This window comes from Paraburkholderia acidipaludis NBRC 101816, assembly GCF_000684975.1.
Classification (GTDB): domain Bacteria; phylum Pseudomonadota; class Gammaproteobacteria; order Burkholderiales; family Burkholderiaceae; genus Paraburkholderia; species Paraburkholderia acidipaludis.
This window is the reverse complement of record NZ_BAXZ01000007.1, coordinates 134,999-152,797: the sequence shown is the minus strand read 5'-3', so window position 1 is coordinate 152,797 and position 17,799 is coordinate 134,999. Positions and strand designations below refer to the sequence as shown.

Here is a 17,799-nt window from a genome sequence, read left to right as displayed (position 1 = left end):
TTACGAGGCCTGCGACGCCGCAGGCGCGCCCGAGGCATTCGACGCGCCGTGCGCGTGGTGGCCGTGGTGCGCGTGCGCGCCGCTTGCGCCCGAGGCGCCCGCCGCGGCTGCGCTCGATTCCTCGTCGCCGGCACCGCTCGCGTCGCTTGCGCCGCTCGCCGCCGCGGGGCGGCCGGTCGACGGGCGGATCTTCGCGCCGTCCGAGAGGCGGTCGAGACCGTCGGTCACCACCCGCTGGCCGGCCGTCAGACCCGAGGCGATCACCGTGTTCTTGCCGTCGCTCGGCCCGAGCGTGACCTTGTGGACCGAGACCGTATCGTTGTCGTTCACGAGATAGACATAGTCGCCGGGCGCGCCGGTCTGCACGGCCGGCGTGGGCACGAGCACGGCGTTCTGCAGGGTGTCCACGAGCAGCTTCACGTTCACGAACTCGTTGGGGTAGAGCGATTCGTCGTCGTTGGGCAGCTTCGCGCGCAGCGTGACCGTGCCGGTGGCCGTGGCCATCTGGTTGCTGATCGCGTAGAGCGCGCCGGTGGCGAGCTGCTTCGAGTTGTCGCTGCTGTAGATCGTGACGGGCAGCGTCGCGCCCGTGCCGAAACGCTGCATCACGCTGTCGAGCAGGTTCTGCGGCACCGGGAATTCGACGGTGGTGGGTTTCATCTGCGTGATGACCGCGATGCCGGGCGAGCTCGACGCGGTCACGTAGTTGCCCGGATCGACGAGCTGCAGGCCGATGCGGCCGGAGACCGGCGCCGTGATGTGGCAATAGATGAGGTCGAGCTCGTACTGGGCGATGTTCGCCTTGTCGGACTTCACGGCCGCTTCGTCCTGCTGGACGAGGAACTGCTGGTCGGTAAAGGTCTGCTCGGCGATCGACTTGCGCTCGTTCAGGATCGTGTAGCGCGCGAGGTCGGCGCGCGCCTGGGCCAGCGACGCCGCATCCTTGGCCAGCTGCGCTTCCGCCTGCTCCTTGCTGATCTCGTACTGGCGCGGGTCGATCTGCGCGAGGAACTGGCCTTTCTCGACGTCCTGGCCTTCGTGGTAGCCCACGGCCGTGAGGTAGCCGCTCAACTGCGGCAGGACCGTGACCGTGGCGAGCGGCGTGATCGTGCCGAGCGCGGTGATCGTCTCCGGCATCGTGCCGAGCGCGGCCGTGGCCACCGTCACCACCTGCGCGCCGGGGGCGCGCTCGGGCTTCTTGCCGCGCAGCAGGTGCAGGACGACGAGCCCCACCAGCACGATCACGATGATCACGAGCACGATCGGGCCGCGGCGCTTGCGCGGCGGCTGGCCTTGCGGCGGCGCAGATGGCGTATTGGGTGGCGTGGCCGAGGTGGTATTCGACATATTCGACGTATTGGGCGTCTGGGGCTGGTTGGGCGCGTCGCTCACGCTTGCCTCCGTGGGTCAACGGTCAGTGAACGGTCATGGGTTGCCTCGACGCGCGAGCCGCCTGCGTTGGCAGGCTGCGCGTAGACGGCAGAGTGTGCAAGTCTAACCAGGTCTGATACGGATTTCGAAACGTTAGGTATATGAAAGGTTTTGTTGCGTTACAGGAAGCCTTTCCTGACATGTTTGGTTACGTTTTGAGTCAAAGTTGACACAAAACTGGCAGGCCTGTCAGCAAGCGCGCGCGGTGTGACCGCGACGTTTCGGACAATAGCTAGGAGACCGATGGATCGGCGAGCTGGCCGCGCAAGGTCCGGCGCATCACTTTGCCGGTGGCCGTGAGCGGCAGGCTCTCGACAAAGCGGATCTGGCGCGGGTATTCGTGCGCGGCGAGACGCGTGCGCACGTGCTGCTGGATCTCGCGCACGAGCGCCTCGTCGCCGGTATAGCCTGCGTTGAGGACAACGAAAGCCACGACGACCTCGGTGCGCGCCGCATCCGGCGCGCCGACCACCGCCGCCATGCAGACGGCCGGATGCTTCATGAGCGTGTCCTCGATCGCGCCCGGGCCGATGCGGTAACCGGCGCTCGTGATGACGTCGTCGTCGCGGCCGACGAAGCGGAAGTAGCCCGCTGCGTCGCGCGTGCCCTGATCGCCGGTCAGGAGCCAGCGCCCGCGGAATTTCTCGCGCGTGGCGGCCTCGTTGCGCCAGTAGCCGAGGAACATGACCGGGTCGGGCGCGCCGACGGCAATGTTGCCGATTGTCTCGTCGGGCAGGACGCGGCCCGCGTCGTCGACGATGGCGACGTCGTGACCCGGCACCGCGCGCCCGATCGCGCCGGGCACGGGGTCGAAGAGCGCCGCGCACGAGGAGAGCACGACGTTGCATTCCGTTTGCCCGTAGAACTCGTTGATGGTCACGCCCAGCGCGCCACGGCCCCACGCAATCAGCTCCGCGCCCAGCGACTCGCCGCCGCTCGCGACGGAAGAAAGGGTAAGGTTCCAGCGCTCGGGGCGCTCGACCGCGCGCATCATCTTGAGCGCGGTGGGCGGCAGGAAGGTGTGCGTGACGCCGTGGCGCGCCATCAGGTCGAACGCCGCCTCGCCGTCGAACTTCGCGAAGCGCCGCGCGAGCACCGGCACGCCGTGATGCCATGAGGGCAGCAGCACGTCGAAGAGGCCGCCGATCCAGGCCCAGTCGGCGGGTGTCCACATGAGCCGCGCGCCGTGCGGAAAGCCCTGCTGCGAGACCTCGACGCCCGGCAGATGCCCGAGCAGCACGCGGTGAGCGTGCAGCGCGCCCTTCGACTTGCCCGTCGTGCCCGAGGTGTAGATGATGATGGCCGGATCGTCGGCGCTGGTGTCGACGGGCGTGAAATCGGGTGAAGCGGCGTTCAGGTCGGTCCAGAACGCGTGGGTGCCGGGCGGCGGCGCCCCGGTATCGGCATCGGCGAGCCAGACGTCGCGCAGCGCGGGAAGCGCCGCGCGGATTTCGGCCAGCTTGCCGAGGCCCGCGGTGTCGGTGATGAGCGCGACGGTGCCGCTGTCGCCGAGGCGGTGTTCGATGGCATCGACGCCGAACAGCGCGAAGAGCGGCACGGCCACGAGGCCCGCCTTGTAGATCGCGAGATGGGCGATGGCCGTTTCGGGGGCTTGCGGCAGGAACACCGCCACGCGGTCGCCGCGCTGCGCGCCGTGCGCGCGCAGCACGTTGGCGAAGCGGTCGGAGAGCGTCTTCAGCTCGTCGAACGTGTAGCGCGTGGCCTGTTCCCCGGCGTCTTCGAAAATCAGCGCGAGCCGGCCGCTGCCGTCGGCCCACTTGTCGCACGCATCCACGCCGATGTTGTAGCGCGCGGGAATCCGCCATTCGAATGCCTGCGTGACGCTGTTCCAGCTTTGGCCTTCCAGATGCATGCCTGCTCCGCTTCCGTGAGTGCGCTGGCGAGCCGCCGCGCCAATGGGTGACCGATGGGCCCCGAATCGGCATCCAATATAGCGCAGCGAGGCAGGGTGGCGCCGGTGCGTCTGGCCGGCGGGGAGGATTCGCGCAGTGGCCAGGCCCTCGCGCGAATGCTCGTGTGCTCCACGGTGTCCTGCGACAAGCAAAAAAATAGCCCGCGCAGGCGGGCTGAGGTTTAAGGAGACCTGACGAGGGCACGGGGGGGAGCCCTCGAAGAAACTGTAGCGCGTGCTGTTCCCTCGCGCACCTATCCAATCGGAGAGGCGATGCGCTACACGCTCGCCCGGCGCTTGCCCGAAAGGGCAGATGGCTTGCCCCTACCCCCTATGGCGCCGGATACGCGCCTGAAAAACAATCGCATATGGGTGTCGCGGGTCGAGCCGTTCTATACGACCAAGCCGCAAGGCATGGGGCTGGGCTTGTCCATCGTGCGCTCGATCGTCGAGGCTCACCATGGAAGCGTGGCCGCCTCGCCGACGCCGCTGGACAGACCGGTCGCCACGCCGGCCACCGCGACGTTCTTCAGAAAGGTTCTACGGCCGCCGGTCTTTGCGGGATCTTCGGGGTGGGACACGACCACCTCCAGGTGTTTGATAACGACGTTTGATCGACGCTCGACGCTCGACGAACAGGCGGCCCGGGCGCGTGAGCTATGGCCGCGTGCTTCATGATCGAATGCCGATAGCGGTCGTTTTCTCATAGCGACCGACGCGAAACTATTGGGAGTCTGGGCAACGCGCTTGCCCCAAAGGGCAATGGAAGGAGGCGGGGCGCCGGCGGATTCACTCCGCCTTCTGGCGCTCCCATGAAGCGTCGCCGGTCCGGCAGTATTGCGGACGCAACTGGCCCGTCTTGCCGGCGGTATTGACCGTGATGGCGACGAACCGGCAGGTTCTGCGATGCTTGATCGTCGTGCCTTCGGGGGTTAGCGTCGCGCTGACTGTGGGCCGGTTGTCCGAGCCGTTATTGGTCCAACGGCTCGTTTCCCCGTCGTTTCTCGTGTTCAGCACGACCAGCACGGTACTTTCGAGCGCATCGAGATCCGGCCGGTCGAGCTTGCTGAGCGGCGTGCCGTGCAGCAGGCCGGTGTCGGCCGACAAGGCGGGCAACGGCGCGCAAACGAGCAGCAGCGCCCCGAGGGCGGCAAGGAGGCGTTGACTTGCGGTGCTTCCGGTTGAGGTGTGGTACGGCATGACCGTTTCCCGTAACTCGAAGCGCGGCGCAGAGGGTGGCGTGCCTGCAGTCTAGCATTCGAGTTCCGGAGGGCCTGCGCAGCAGGGCGAGCATCGCTTCGCCGTGACTGGCTGAAGCGGGGGCAGGGAGTGCCTTGCGCAGGTCCGTCATCGCGCACGGCTTCTATCCATGCGTGGTCAGCGCGCCATAGCATGCGGGCCGCCGGTCGCGGAACACGCCCCACGCGCGCCGCTTTGCCGCGAGCGCATCGAGATCGAACGCGGCGGTGATGATGCCCGCCTCCGTGCGATTGCATTCGGCGATCTTTTCGCCGTCCGGTCCCGCGATGAACGAGCTGCCATAGAACGTGATCGCGCCCGTCTCGCCGGTTTCCGTACCGATGCGGTTGCTGGCCACGAGCGGCATCACGTTTGCGGCGGCATGGCCGCGCTGCACGTTCTGCCAGTGCGTGCGCGAGTCGATGGAGGCGTCATGCGGTTCGCTGCCGATCGCCGTGGGATAGAGGAGGATTTCCGCACCGGCGAGCGCCATGGCGCGCGCGCATTCGGGGAACCACTGGTCCCAGCAGATGCCGACGCCGATGCGCCCGTACGCCGTATCCCAGACCTTGAAGCCCGTGTCGCCGGGCGTGAAATAGTATTTCTCGGTGTAGCCGGGGCCGTCGGGAATATGCGTCTTGCGATAGACGCCGAGTGCGGCGCCGTCGGCGTCGAAGATCGCAATCGAATTGAACTGGGTCTGGCCCGCGCGCTCGAAGAAGCTCACGGGCAGCACGACGGAGAGTTCGCGCGCGAGCGCCGCGAATCGCCCAAGCCACGGATGGTTCTCGTAGGGCCGGGCGAGCGCGAGATGCGCGGGGTTCGGGTCGATGCAGAAGTACGGCGTTTCGAACAGTTCCTGCAGCAGGACGATCTGCGCGCCGGCGCGCGCCGCTTCGCGCACGAGTTGGCGCGCCACGCGTGCATCGCCTACCGGCATCCGGCGCTCTCCAGCGTCTGGCGCTTCGCGCGCGAAGGCGCGCGGCAAGAGACGGCGACGATCGAGCCGCGCGGTTCGATCATTACGGACAGCTACGATCTCGCACGCGCCGCGGCGATCGGCGGGGCGGGCATTCTGCCGTGTCTCCACTGGAGCGTCGTGCCGGAACTCGAGAGCGGCGCTCTGGTGCCGCTCCTGACCGACTGGGTATTCAGTTGTCCTTGCTTCGGCGAAGAGCAGGTCTGCGCGGTGTATCCCGTGAGCCGGCGCGGCTCGACGAAGGTCCTGAGACTGATCGAGATGCTGCAGGCGCGGCTCGCCGACGACGAAGCGCGCGTGGCGGCCGTGATGGCGGCGCCGGTCCGGGCCATACGGTAACGCCGCGCACGGTGCGGCGCGGAGACGGAGTCAGCGCTGCGCGACGTCTGCCTGTTCGCTGTCCTCGCCGGCCTGGCCGAGCGTTGCGTCCGGGCGGAATTCGCTGGGCGGCACGCCCAGCTCGCGCCGGAACATGTCGCTGAAGCTGCTCGGCAGATAGCCGAACTGGCGCGCGACGGCGCTCACCGGCTGCCCCTGGGCGAGCCGCGAAACGGCAATCGCCAGTTGCACCTGGCGGCGCCACTCCGCGAAGCCCATGCCCAACTCGCGCGAGAAGAGGCGCGCGAGCGTACGTACGCTCGCGCCCACGTTGGCCGCGTGCTGCTCGAAGCCGATATCGACAGAGGGGTTGTCGATCACCGCGCGGCACAGCATATCGAGCCGCCGGTCCGATGCGTCGGGCAGCGGCACGCGCAGCGTATAGCGCGGCGCATGGGCCAGCTCCATCGCGGCCAGCCGGTACGCGGTTTCGAGCCACGCGCTGTCGTTGCCTTCGCTCGCTTCGCCGCTGTCGCGTTCGGCGATGGTCTTGATGAGTTCGCGCAACAGGCCGTTGATCTCGAAGACTTCGCACTGCGGGGACAAGTGGCCGATGTTTTCTCCGTGGAGATAGAGGTTGCGCATCTCGACAGCGCTCATCATGTGGATGGCATGCAGCGTGTCGGGCGGCAGCCATACCGCGCGTTGCGGCGGCACGACCAGCGCTTCGCGGCCTACCTCCACCCACATCACGCCGGCCACCGCATAGAGCACCTGCGCCCAGGTGTGCGAATGCGGCTCGATGTGCAGGCCGCGCGGATAGTGGCGTGCAAGGGCGCGGCCTCGTCCGGGCTCGTCGCCGAGTGCGGGCGGCGCGGCTTGAGGCATGAGGGTCTCCTGACAAAAGATGGGCGGATGCGTGGCGGCAACGGCTACGCTAGCACGGTTTGGCCGCGAGCCGAAAGCGCGGGCATGCCTGACCCGCCACGCAAATGAGGCGAAAGGCGCGGTGCGCCGCGCTTTTGTGCGCCCTGTCGCGAGCGGGTAAGACTGGGCGGCCTCCGGGGCACGCGCCCGCGCCTCAGAACACCTCCCTGAAGACCCAATAAAGCCCTGCCGAGAGCGCAATCGAGGCGGGCAGCGTCAGCACCCAGGCCAGCACGAGATTGCGCACGGTGGCCCACTGAAGGCCGGAGCCGTTGGCGGCCATCGTGCCCGCCACGCCCGAGGCGAGCACGTGCGTCGTGGAGACGGGCAGGCCGTAGACGTCGGCTATGCCGATGGTGAGCATGGCCACGGCCTCCGCCGAGGCGCCCTGCCCATAGGTCAGGTGCGCCTTGCCGATCTTCTCGCCCACCGTCACCACAATGCGCTTCCAGCCCACCATGGTGCCAAGCCCGAGCGCTATCGCCACGGCCACTTTCACCCAGGTCGGAATGAATTTGGTCGCGTGATCCATCTGCTGGCGGAACGCGTTCATTGCCGCGAGGTCTTCGGGGGTGAAGGCGGGCGTGTTCGACTTCGTCATCAGACGAATCGCTTCGGAGGCGACATACATGTTGTTGCGCACGTTGTCGACCATCGACTGCGGCACTGCCGCCATCGAGCCCGAGGCGCTCGCCTCGTCGGCGATGGTGTTGGTGAGCTGGCGCAGCGCGGGCAGCGTGGCGGGCTGGAGATGGCGGGTGCGCACATAGGCTTCGACCGCCGCGCGGGGATTGTCGGGCTGAACGCTATTCGTTTCTTGCGTGTACTTCCCGAGCGTGGCGGAGGCGTGGCGAGCGACGCTGACGAAGGCGGCGGTCTCGGCGGGCGTGACGGCCTTGTTGAGCGCGTAGGCCGTGGGCACGACGCCGATCAGGATCAGCATGATGAGCCCCATGCCTTTCTGGCCGTCGTTCGAGCCGTGCGCGAACGAGACGCCCGTGCAGGTGAGGATCAGCAGCGCGCGGATCCAGAGCGGCGGCGGCTTCTTGCCCTCCGGTTCCTGGTAGAGCCTGGGAACGCGCACCAAGGCTTTGAGGACGACGAGCAGCAGGGCGGAAAGCACGAAGCCGACCACCGGCGAGAACAGCAGCGCCTTGCCCACGCCGATGGCCTGGCTCCAGTCCACGCCGCTCGTGCCGGAGGGTCCGCTGATGAACTGGTTCATGACGCCCACGCCGATAATCGAGCCGACCAGCGTATGCGAGCTGGATGACGGCAGGCCGAGATACCAGGTGCCGAGGTTCCAGACTATGGCCGCAATGAGGAGGGCGAAAACCATCGCGAAGCCGGCGTGGCTGCCCACGGTAAGGATCAGCTCCACGGGCAGCAGTTGCAGGATGCCGAACGCCACGGCGCCGCTCGAAACCAGTACGCCGAGGAAATTCCACGCGCCCGACCACACCACGGCAAGGTGCGGATCGAGCGAGTTCGTATAGATGACGGTGGCGACCGCATTGGCGGTATCGTGAAAGCCGTTGACGAACTCGAAGCCGAGCGCGATGAGGAGGGCGAGGCCGAGCAGGACGAAGGGCAGCGCCGAGCTTTCGCGCACGCCGCTCAGATCGACGACCACGTGCTGCACGACGTAGATCGCGCCCACGAGAATGACGGCGGCGAACAGGCCGAAGGTGAGGCCGCTGCGGCGTGCCGCGTGCGGCTGGGGTAAGGGTATGTCCGGCATGGCGGGACCCGTTCGGGAAGCGGTGGTTTGGCGCGCGACGTCGAAGCAGGGCAGGCATGTCGCGTGACCCTTGCGCGTCGTTTGCAAACTGGCACGACGGGCGCGGGCCTGGTGGGCTCGCTGGACCCTGGAGCGGGTCCGGCGAGTCGAGCCAGTGTCTCATGGAAGGCGGCGACGAACGGGATGAGCGTGCACCCGGAAACAGCAGGTTCGGGGGCACGGCTTTTGTGATTTGTCACAATCGACCTGTCCGGTTTCCCAGTTCCCGCCGCGCGAACACCGCCGTAGCATGGGAGCCTCAGAGCGGTGAAAAGACGCCGCCTTCGCGCCGCATTGCGTGCGCGCCTTGTGAAACATGGAGGAGCACGTGTCCGAAGCCCCCTGGCTGGCCAGTTACGGCGGCATTCCCGCTGAAATCGATCCCGACGTTTACCCGTCGCTCGCCCATCTGTTCGACGACGCCTTGCGCCGCTTCGCCGCACGCCCCGCGTTCCGCGTGGGCGAGCAGACGCTGACCTATGCGGACGTGGACCGGCTCTCGCGCGACTTCGCCGCGTATCTGCAGCAGCGCCTCTGCGTGAAGAAGGGCGACCGCGTGGCGGTGATGATGCCGAATCTCGTGGCGTTTCCCATCGCACTCCTGGGCATCGTCCGCGCGGGCGCGGTGCAGGTCAACGTCAACCCGCTCTACACGGCGCGCGAGCTCGAGCATCAACTGAATGATGCGGGCGTCGAGACGATTGTGGTTTTCGAGGGCTCGCTGCCGACCGTGGGCGCCGTGAAGGAAAAGACGGCGCTGAAGACCGTGCTCGTGGCTGGTGCGCTGGATGGCTTCGTGTCCTCTTCCGTGGCACCCGCTGGCGAGACCCATGCGACCTTCGCGCAAGCGCTTGCCGAGGGCGCGAGCCTGCCGCTCGCTCCCGTCGAGCTGGCGGGCGACGACGCGCTTTTCCTCCAGTACACGGGCGGCACCACGGGGCTCTCGAAGGGCGCGCTGCTCACGCACCGCAACCTCGTCGCCAACGTCGCGCAGTTCAAGGCCTTCATGCCGGGGCTGCTCGGCGAAGACGACGAGGTGATCGTCACGGCGCTGCCGCTCTATCACATCTTCGCGCTGACCGTGAATCTGATCGTCAGCTTTTCGGTGGGCGCCGAGAACTGGCTCGTCGCGAATCCGCGCAACCTCGACAGCCTCATCGACATCTTCAAGGTTGCACGTCCCACGACCTTCATGGGCGTCAACACGCTCTATGCGGGGCTGGCCGCGCATCCACGCATCGGCGAGGTCGACTTCTCGCGCCTGCGTCTCGCGGGCGGCGGCGGCGCCGCGACCATGCCCGCGGTTTCCGCGCGCTGGGAGGCCGTCACGGGCACCTTTATCCGCGAAGGCTACGGCCTTTCGGAGACGAGCCCGGTGGTGTCGTTCAACCCCGGCTCGGTGAACCGCTTCACGGGCACGGCCGGTTTGCCCGTGCCGTCCACCCACGTCAAGCTGGTCAACGACGGGGTGGAGGCCGCGCCCGGCTCGACCGGCGAGATCTGCGTGAAGGGACCGCAGGTGATGAGGGGCTACTGGAATCAGCCGGAAGCGACGCGCGCGGCGTTCACCGCCGACGGCTACTTCCGCACCGGCGACGTGGGCGCGATCGACGAGCAGGGTTTTCTGCGCATCGTCGACCGTTCCAAGGACATGATCCTGGTCTCGGGCTTCAACGTGTATCCGAACGAGGTCGAGGCCGTCGTGACCGCGATGACGGGCGTGGCGGAGTGCGCGTGCATCGGCGTGCCCGACGAGCGCACCGGCGAGACCGTGAAGGTGTTCGTGGTGGCATGCCCGAATGCCGTGCTGAGCGAGGAAGACGTGGTCGCGTACTGCCGCACGCAACTCGCCGCGTACAAGGTGCCGCGCCTCGTGAGCTTCGTGGAGGCGCTGCCGAAGTCCACGGTCGGCAAGATTCTGCGGCGCGAGTTGCGCACGGTGAGCTGACGCTATCCGGGCGGGCGCGCCTGTTAGCGGGCGCTTGCCTTCTTTCCCGCCTTCCTGGCCGGCACGCGTGTTTTGCTTGTGCCGGCGGCCTTTTTCGCGCGAGCGGCGGCATGGCCCGTCTGCGCCGCGCCGTACAGCTTCAGGGCGACGTCGAGCCGGGCGATCCAGTCGGCGTCGTCCAGTTTCGCGCCGAGCAGCGCTTCGATTCTTTCGAGCCGGTAGTCGAGCGTGTTCGGATGCACGCCCAGCGCCTCGGCGGCCTGGCGGCGGCGCTGGCCGTGCGCGAAATACATTTGCAGCGTGGCGAGCAGATCGGATTCGCCCGCGAGCAGTTCGGCGAGCGACACCAGATAGCGCAGCACGTTGCCGCTGCTGCGCACGCTTTCCTCGATCGCGATCGAAGAATAGCGGTGCACGTCGCCTTCGTGCGGCGCAAAATCGACGGCCCGAAATGCTTCGTCCACCGAAGCAGCCCAGCCGCGCGCCCCTTCGTTCATGAGACCGATGCCGATGCTGCGCACGCGCGGTTCGGCTCGCGCGAGCGCGGCCGCGCGCGCGGCCACGGCCTGGTCGTTGCGCGTGAGCGAATCGCCGCGCGCGCACGGCGCCCACAGCACGAGCCGTTCGCGATGCCACACGCGCAGGAGCGCGTCGGGCTTGACCTCCAGGTGGCGCGCGGCGGTCAGCGTGAAGCGGTCGAGCGCGTCGTCGCGGGCCGAAGGCGGGTAGTCGCGCAGATCGAGATCGATGGCGAGCGCGATGCGCGGCAGCGTGGCGTCGAGGCCCAGCGCTTCGACGGTCTCGCGAAAGCGCGCCGTGTCGTCGGGCGTATGGAAGACGAGGCCGTAGAGCTGGTGCAGCAGCGAGCCGCGCCAGCGTGCCTGCTGGTATTGCTCGGCGAGGTAGGCCGCGGCGATGTGCTGGGTCATCGCGTCGAAGTAGTCGAGCAGGTACGGCGAGATGTCGAACAGCAGCTCGCTCACGAGCATGCGGTCGCTGCGGGCGAGGTCGGTGCACACGCGCCAGAGCTCGCGCGCGCCGAGCTGGAACGCGCGCATGAACGACTGCAGCGGCACGTGCTGATGCACGCGGCGCCGCGCATAGTCCTCGATGCGGTCCATCATCTCGGCCGAAGGCGTTTCGCCCGAGAACAGACACGAGAACCACAGGTTCGCCGAGAGCGTGATCGAGGCGAAGATGTCCTTGCGGACGGCGGACGTGAGCCCGCTGTAGCCTTCGAGGTCCATCAGCGCCGCGTAGGTGCGTTCGACGGCGCTCGACGGGTTGTCGGCCAGCGCTGCCTGCAGCTTCGCGCGCAGGCGGGGGCTGATGCGGGGTACGGGTGGCAGCACGTCGGGCAGGGCGCGGGGGCGCAAGAGACGAAAAGGCGGAAAGTGTATGCGCGAAATCGCTCCGCCGTCGATTGGGTGTTTTGCCGTCTGTCTGACTTCCGCCTCGCCGCCGGTCCGCTGGCGGCGCGGGCGGGGCCGGCCGCTGCCTGGCTCAGCGCGAGGCCGCCGCGCGCTGGCGCGCCTGGGCCGCAAGACGCACGGCGGCGTTGGGCGCGCCGTAGCCGTCGTAGCCGCCGCGCCGCTCCACCACCTCCAGGAAGAAACGCTGGTCGAGCGTTTCGGTGTACGCATGCAGGAATTCGCCGCCGCGCTCGTCGCGGTCGTAGAGCAGGTTGTGCTGCTGGAGCGCTGCGAGGAACGCGGCCGGCAGCGCGTGGCGCGCTTCGAGATCGTCGTAGTAGTTCGCCGGCACCCGCAGCAGCGGCACGCCGGAGGCTTCGAACGCCGCTACCGCTCCGAAGATGTCGCCGGTGGCGAACGCCACGTGGTTCAGGCCGGAGCCGTGATAGGCGCGCACGGTTTCCGCGGCGGCCGTGTGCTGGTCGACCGAGGCATTGAGCACGATGCGCAGCGCGCGGTCCGCGCTGAACAATGCCCGGCTGCGCACGAGCCCGTAGGGGTCCGGCACGAGCACGGCCGGGCTGGCTTCGAGTCCGAAGACGCTTTTCAGGAACAGCACCCACGCATCGAACGATCCGGCCGGCAGGGAAAGACAGATATGGTCGATGCCGGTGATCGGCCCGACTTCGGAGGGGCCGTCGATATCGGTGAGCGTGAAGTCCGCTTCGAACAGCGTCGGCGCATTGGGGCTTTCGCTCACGAAATAGTCGAGGCTGCCGTCCGGCGCCTGGACGGCCGGCACCACACGCTCGTTCGGGCCGACGCGGCTGGAGAACGGCGCATAGCCGAAGCGCGCCGCGCGTTCGCGCGCGAGCGCGGCGTCGTCCACCTTGAACGCCGATGCGCAGAGCGACAGGCCATGGCGCTGGAAGAACGCGTTGGCGAACGAGTCGGGCTCGGCATTGAGCACGATCGCGGCCGAGCCGTGCTGGTACAGCGTCACGTCTTTCGAGCGGTGCTGGCCCGCGCGCCGGAAATGCAGCTTGCCGAGCCAGTCGGCCACGCGTGCGCGCGAGGTGCTGTCCACGGCGAATTCGAGGAACTGCCATTGCGCGTTCCCGGGCGCGGCCGGCGGTGCGAACAACGAAGGCGCCGCGCTGCTGTCCGCGCCAAGCGCCTCGTGCGTCGCCTCTTCCAGCAGCAGCAGCGAGCGGTGCCCGTCGGCGGCCGTTGCGGCGGGCGGCGCGCCGCGAAAACCGTCGTTGAAGATTTCGAGCGACAGCGGGCCGCGGTAGCCGCTCTTCACCACCTGCGCCGTGAAATCCGCGAGCGCGAAGTCGCCCTGACCCGGAAAGCAGCGGTAGTGGCGGCTCCATTCGAGCACGTCCATATTCATTTTCGGCGCGTCGGCAATCTGCACGAAGCCGATGCGCTCGCCCGGAATCGTCGCGATGGCATCCGGCGTGTCGCGCAGCGACAGCGTATGGAAGCTGTCGAGCGCGAGCGTCAGCCGCGGGTGGTTCACCGCTTCCACGAGCTGCCATGCGTGCCGATAGGTGCGCACGTGGCGGCCCCATGCGAGGGCTTCGTAGCACACCGTCACGCCGGCGGCTTGGGCCGCCTCGGCCAGTTGCGCCAGTTGGCCGGCGCAGACGCCGTCGTCGCAGAGCGTGTCGGGCGCGACGTTGCTGCAGACCAGCAGCCGGTCGGTGCCGAGCTGATGCATGACGTCGAACTTGCGCTTCACGCGTTCGAGATTGCGCGCGAGACGCTCCGCGCTCACGCCCTCGAAGTCGCGAAACGGCTGGTAGAGCACGATTTCGAGCCCGAGATCGCTCGCCATTTGCCGCACGTCCGCGGGCGACCCTTCGAAATACAGCAAATCGTTCTCGAAGATCTCCACCGCGCCAAAACCCGCCGCGCGGATGGCCGCGAGCTTTTCGGCAAGCGGGCCGCTGATGGAAACCGTGGCGATCGAACGGCGCAGGGGCGCGTGGGCAGGGGACGAGTTGGACATGGCGTTGGCGGCGGCGTGGGTGCGGGACGGCGTGCGCAATGCGCCGCCGGAGTGTCTGCATAATAATAAAACTAACTAGTTAGTACAAATTCTCGAAAACCCCAGGTGACTGGCAAGGCCTTCCGGGCGCACACTTGCGGCCATTCGTCGGTGTCTCGCTGGGTTGTACCAGATCGTTAAGACTGCCGCCGCCATCGTGTCGTCGTGTGTTGTGTCGTCGTGGAGTGTGAATGATGGGAATGCCTTCGGTGCTGGTCCTGAACGGGCCGAACCTGAATCTGCTCGGTACGCGGGAACCCGCGGTCTATGGTTATGAAACGTTGGACGACGTTGCCGGGCGGTGCCGCGAAGCGGCCGCGCGCCTTGGGCTCGCGCTCGATTTCCGGCAGTCGAATGCCGAGCATCAGCTCATCGACTGGCTCCATGAAGCGCGCACGCAGGTGGACGGCATCGTCATCAATCCCGCCGCGCTGACCCATACGTCGGTGGCGCTGGCCGACGCGCTCAGCGCGATTGCCAAGCCCGTTATCGAGGTCCACATCTCGAATGTCCACAAGCGCGAGGCATTCCGCCACCACTCGTTTGTCTCGCCGATCGCGTCCGGCATCATCGTGGGCTGCGGAACCCAGGGCTATGTGCTCGCGCTCGAACGCATGGCGGTCCTGCTCGCGAACGAGGTGGTGTCATGAGCGCCGCGAGCCGGGTGGAACGCGCGCGCTCGATTCTGGTCGGGCTGATCGGCTCGGGCATCGGCGGCTCGCTGAGCCCGGCCATGCACGAGCGGGAAGGGCGCGAGCTCGGCTTCAACTATGTCTACCGGCGCATCGATCTGGAAGCGCTCGGCCTCGCGCCCGCCGCGCTGCCTGAACTGCTGCTCGCGGCGCAGCGCATGGGCTTCGACGGGCTCAATATCACCTATCCCTGCAAGCAGGCGGTGATCCCGCTGCTCGACGAACTTTCCGACGACGCGCGCGCGCTCGGCGCCGTGAACACCGTGCTGTTTCGCGACGGCAAGCGCATTGGCCACAACACCGACTGGTCGGGTTTCGCGCGCTCGTTCCGGCGCGGGCTGCCCGACGTGCCGCTCGAAGCCGTGGTTCAGCTTGGCGCGGGCGGCGCTGGCGCGGCGGTCGCGCACGCGGCGCTGACGATGGGCGCGCGTGCGCTGACGTTGTTCGACGTCGATCCCGCACGCGCGGAGGGCCTCGCCCGCGAACTGCAGGCGCGCTTTCCTGCAGCGCGCGTGACGGCGGGCGGCGACCTTGCCGCGACGTTGCGATCCGCCACCGGCCTCATTCACGCCACGCCCACGGGCATGGCGAAGCTGCCGGGCATGCCGCTGCCGGCGGAGTATCTGCATGCGGGCCTGTGGGTGGCGGACGTCGTGTACTTCCCGATCCGCACGGCGCTGCTTGAAGCCGCCGCGGCACTGGGTTGCCGCACGCTGAGCGGTGGCGGGATGGCCGTCTATCAGGCCGCCGAGGCGTTCGAGCACTTCACCGGCGTCGAGCCGGATGCCGAGCGCATGTACGCGCATCTTGAGTCGCTGCTTGCAAAGGACGCCGGCCAGTAAGGCGGCGGGCGTCGAACAGAACCTGGGAGACAGGGAAGAGACATGGCACCTCCGTTATCCGCCGACCCGCCGGCGCTGCCCGCCACCTCGGCCGAGGGCTCGCTGCGCCGCTCGCGGGCGCGCTATCGCATCCTCGCGCTGCTCGCCGTGGGCACGATGATCAACTATCTCGACCGCACGGTGCTCGGCATCGCGGCGCCGCAGCTCACGAAGGAGCTCGGCATCGACGCGGCGCTCATGGGGCTCGTCTTTTCCGCGTTCTCGTGGAGCTACGTGGTGGCGCAGGTGCCGGGCGGCGTGTTTCTCGACCGCTTCGGCAGCAAGTTCACCTACTTTCTCTCGATGACGCTGTGGTCGATGTGCACGCTCGTGCAAGGCTTCATTACGGGCGTGGGGGCGCTCTTCGCGTGCCGGCTGGGTCTGGGCGCGGCCGAGTCGCCGTGTTTTCCGACCAACAGCCGCGTGGTGGCCACGTGGTTTCCGCAGAGCGAGCGCGCGTTCGCCACCGGCACGTATACGGTCGGCGAATATATCGGCCTCGCGTTCTTCAGCCCCTTCCTGTTCGCGCTGATGGGCGCCTTCGGGTGGCGCTCGCTGTTCTACGTGGTGGGCGGCGTTGGGCTCGTGTTCGGTCTCGTGTGGTGGCGTCTCTATCGCGAGCCGCACGAGCATCCTGCCGCCAATCGCGCGGAACTCGACTATATCGAGGCGGGCGGCGGGCTTGTCGCGCACCAGGCGGTCGGCGCGCAGCCCGACGCGAAAGACGGCAACAAACGAGGTGCGAGGCGCGGCTTCGACTGGCGCATGGCGGGCAAGCTGCTGCGCAGGCGCCAGCTGGCCGGCATTTGCATCGGCCAGTTCGCGGGCAATTCGACGCTCGTGTTCTTCCTCACCTGGTTCCCCACCTATCTCGCCACCGAACGCCATATGGCGTGGCTCAAGATCGGCTTCTTCGCGATCATGCCGTTCATCGCCGCCTCCGTCGGCGTGCTGTTCGGCGGCGCGTTTTCGGACTGGCTCCTGCGTCGCGGCAAGTCGGCCAACGTGGCGCGCAAGCTGCCGATCATCGCGGGTCTCCTGCTCGCCTCGACCATCGTGCTCGCCAACTTCGTGGCGAGCAACGTGGCCGTGATCGCGATCCTCTCGCTCGCTTTCTTCGCCCAGGGCATGGCCGCGCTGGGCTGGACGCTGGTTTCCGATATCGCGCCGGCCGGCATGCTGGGTCTCACGGGCGGCATCTTCAACCTCGCGGCGAACCTGGCGGGCATCGTCACGCCGCTCGTGATCGGCCTGATCGTGGCCGTTACCGGGTCGTTCGTCTGGGCGCTCGCGTTCATCGGCGTGATCGCGCTGGTGGGGGCGGCGGCGTATATCTTCGTGGTCGGCGATATCCGGCGAATCGAGCTCTGAGCGGCTTGTAGCACGCTCCGGCGCGCGACAGGCCCCATGCTAGAATCGCCCGCATTCTTTCCTCTTCCTATGTGCGCGGCAACGACAATGGCAAGACCGGCGGCACCGCCCGAGAGCAACGACGACGAGACGCCATCCGGGAACCGGCGCAAGTACGACCCGGAAGAGACGAAACGCAACATCCTGGAAGTAGCGACCGCCGAGTTCTCGGCGATGGGGCTTGCCGGCGCGCGCGTCGATCAGATTGCCGAGCGCACGCACACCACGAAGCGGATGCTCTATTACTACTTCGGCAGCAAGGAAGGGCTGTACGAAGCGGTGCTCGACAAGGTCTACGGCGACATTCGCGCGCTCGAACAGGACCTGCATATCGACGAGCTCGATCCTGTCGATGGCCTGCGCCGTCTCGTCGAGTTCACCTTCGACTACCACGACCGCCATCGCGACTTCGTGCGGCTCGTGACCATCGAGAACATTCACGGCGCGCGCTACCTGGAGCGCCTCAAGACGTTCCGCAACCGCAACGCCAGCGTGATTCGCACGATCGAGGACCTGCTGGCGCGCGGCGTATCCGCAGGCGTGTTTCGCGGCGACGTCGATCCGATCGACCTGCATCTGCTGATCAGTTCGTTGTGCTTCCATCGCGTGAGCAATCGCCATACGTTCGGCGAGGCGTTCGGGCGCGATCCTTCGCATCCGCGCTTGCGCGCGCGTCATCGCGAGATGGTGGTGGACGCCGTCTTGCGCTTCGCGCGCCGCGAGGGCGACTGAGCGGGGCTCGCGGCCGTCCTCGGCACGAATCCCGTGCGGACGGAACTCGCGCGGCGCGGTTCCCGCAGGCGCCGCTTTATGC

15 protein-coding genes are annotated in these 17,799 nt (G+C 67.7%); 6 read left to right on the top strand and 9 right to left on the bottom strand.

Annotation, left to right across the window (positions count from 1 at the left end; genetic code table 11):
* The 5 genes from BAC01S_RS31005 to aguB form a co-directional block, all read right to left on the bottom strand.
* Positions 1 to 1,347: an efflux RND transporter periplasmic adaptor subunit gene (locus tag BAC01S_RS31005; RefSeq protein WP_043201962.1), complete on the bottom strand. Its 1,347-nt coding sequence runs from the start codon at positions 1,345 to 1,347 to the stop codon at positions 1 to 3.
* A gap of 316 nt (positions 1,348 to 1,663) precedes the next feature.
* Positions 1,664 to 3,304, bottom strand: coding sequence for an acyl-CoA synthetase (locus BAC01S_RS11065; protein WP_027794822.1), 1,641 nt, complete (start codon positions 3,302 to 3,304; stop codon positions 1,664 to 1,666).
* Between the two features lie 494 nt (positions 3,305 to 3,798).
* On the bottom strand, positions 3,799 to 3,924 hold the full coding sequence (locus tag BAC01S_RS35790; RefSeq protein WP_156954387.1) for a twin-arginine translocation signal domain-containing protein: 126 nt from the start codon (positions 3,922 to 3,924) through the stop codon (positions 3,799 to 3,801).
* Positions 3,925 to 4,132: 208 nt separating this feature from the next.
* Positions 4,133 to 4,543, bottom strand: a complete 411-nt coding sequence (locus BAC01S_RS11055; protein WP_027794820.1) for a hypothetical protein — start codon at positions 4,541 to 4,543, stop codon at positions 4,133 to 4,135.
* Positions 4,544 to 4,706: 163 nt separating this feature from the next.
* The gene (gene aguB / locus BAC01S_RS31000) at positions 4,707 to 5,522 is read right to left on the bottom strand and encodes an N-carbamoylputrescine amidase (RefSeq protein WP_043201901.1); all 816 of its coding nucleotides are present in this window, start codon (positions 5,520 to 5,522) and stop codon (positions 4,707 to 4,709) included.
* On the opposite strand from aguB, the gene BAC01S_RS33795 reads away from it, so the two are divergent.
* The gene (locus BAC01S_RS33795; RefSeq protein ID WP_245616565.1) at positions 5,490 to 5,900 is read left to right on the top strand and encodes a LysR substrate-binding domain-containing protein; all 411 of its coding nucleotides are present in this window, start codon (positions 5,490 to 5,492) and stop codon (positions 5,898 to 5,900) included. The genes aguB and BAC01S_RS33795 overlap by 33 nt on opposite strands.
* Before the next feature lie 30 nt (positions 5,901 to 5,930).
* Here the strand turns inward: BAC01S_RS33795 and BAC01S_RS30990 are convergent, their stop codons facing one another.
* Both BAC01S_RS30990 and BAC01S_RS11030 read right to left on the bottom strand, forming a co-directional pair.
* Complete coding sequence (locus BAC01S_RS30990) at positions 5,931 to 6,767, bottom strand: AraC family transcriptional regulator (RefSeq protein WP_043201900.1); 837 nt, start codon at positions 6,765 to 6,767, stop codon at positions 5,931 to 5,933.
* A 193-nt stretch (positions 6,768 to 6,960) separates the two neighbouring features.
* Positions 6,961 to 8,547 carry an inorganic phosphate transporter gene (locus BAC01S_RS11030; protein ID WP_027794818.1) on the bottom strand — a complete coding sequence of 529 codons (1,587 nt, stop codon included), beginning with the start codon at positions 8,545 to 8,547 and terminating at the stop codon, positions 6,961 to 6,963.
* Positions 8,548 to 8,914: 367 nt separating this feature from the next.
* On the opposite strand from BAC01S_RS11030, the gene BAC01S_RS11025 reads away from it, so the two are divergent.
* Positions 8,915 to 10,534 (top strand): AMP-binding protein, encoded by a 1,620-nt coding sequence (locus tag BAC01S_RS11025; protein WP_027794817.1) that lies wholly within the window; start codon positions 8,915 to 8,917, stop codon positions 10,532 to 10,534.
* Between the two features lie 23 nt (positions 10,535 to 10,557).
* On the opposite strand, the gene BAC01S_RS30985 is transcribed toward BAC01S_RS11025, so the two are convergent.
* Positions 10,558 to 11,886 carry a PucR family transcriptional regulator gene (locus BAC01S_RS30985; protein ID WP_245616564.1) on the bottom strand — a complete coding sequence of 443 codons (1,329 nt, stop codon included), beginning with the start codon at positions 11,884 to 11,886 and terminating at the stop codon, positions 10,558 to 10,560.
* A gap of 151 nt (positions 11,887 to 12,037) precedes the next feature.
* Positions 12,038 to 13,933 carry a bifunctional sugar phosphate isomerase/epimerase/4-hydroxyphenylpyruvate dioxygenase family protein gene (locus tag BAC01S_RS11015; RefSeq protein ID WP_027794816.1) on the bottom strand — a complete coding sequence of 632 codons (1,896 nt, stop codon included), beginning with the start codon at positions 13,931 to 13,933 and terminating at the stop codon, positions 12,038 to 12,040.
* 263 nt (positions 13,934 to 14,196) lie between these two features.
* Here BAC01S_RS11015 and aroQ point away from each other — a divergent pair, with 263 nt between their 5' ends.
* The 4 genes from aroQ to BAC01S_RS10995 all read left to right on the top strand — a co-directional run bounded on the left by aroQ (position 14,197) and on the right by BAC01S_RS10995 (position 17,717).
* A complete protein-coding gene (gene aroQ / locus BAC01S_RS11010) occupies positions 14,197 to 14,652 on the top strand; it encodes a type II 3-dehydroquinate dehydratase (protein WP_027794815.1) in 456 nt (151 codons plus the stop codon).
* Positions 14,649 to 15,536 carry a shikimate dehydrogenase gene (locus tag BAC01S_RS11005; RefSeq protein ID WP_027794814.1) on the top strand — a complete coding sequence of 296 codons (888 nt, stop codon included), beginning with the start codon at positions 14,649 to 14,651 and terminating at the stop codon, positions 15,534 to 15,536. The genes aroQ and BAC01S_RS11005 overlap by 4 nt, the downstream gene beginning before the upstream one ends.
* Positions 15,537 to 15,578: 42 nt before the next feature.
* Complete coding sequence (locus BAC01S_RS11000) at positions 15,579 to 16,946, top strand: MFS transporter (RefSeq protein WP_027794813.1); 1,368 nt, start codon at positions 15,579 to 15,581, stop codon at positions 16,944 to 16,946.
* Positions 16,947 to 17,033: 87 nt separating this feature from the next.
* Positions 17,034 to 17,717 (top strand): TetR/AcrR family transcriptional regulator, encoded by a 684-nt coding sequence (locus tag BAC01S_RS10995; protein WP_043201897.1) that lies wholly within the window; start codon positions 17,034 to 17,036, stop codon positions 17,715 to 17,717.
* Positions 17,718 to 17,799: the final 82 nt, after the last annotated feature.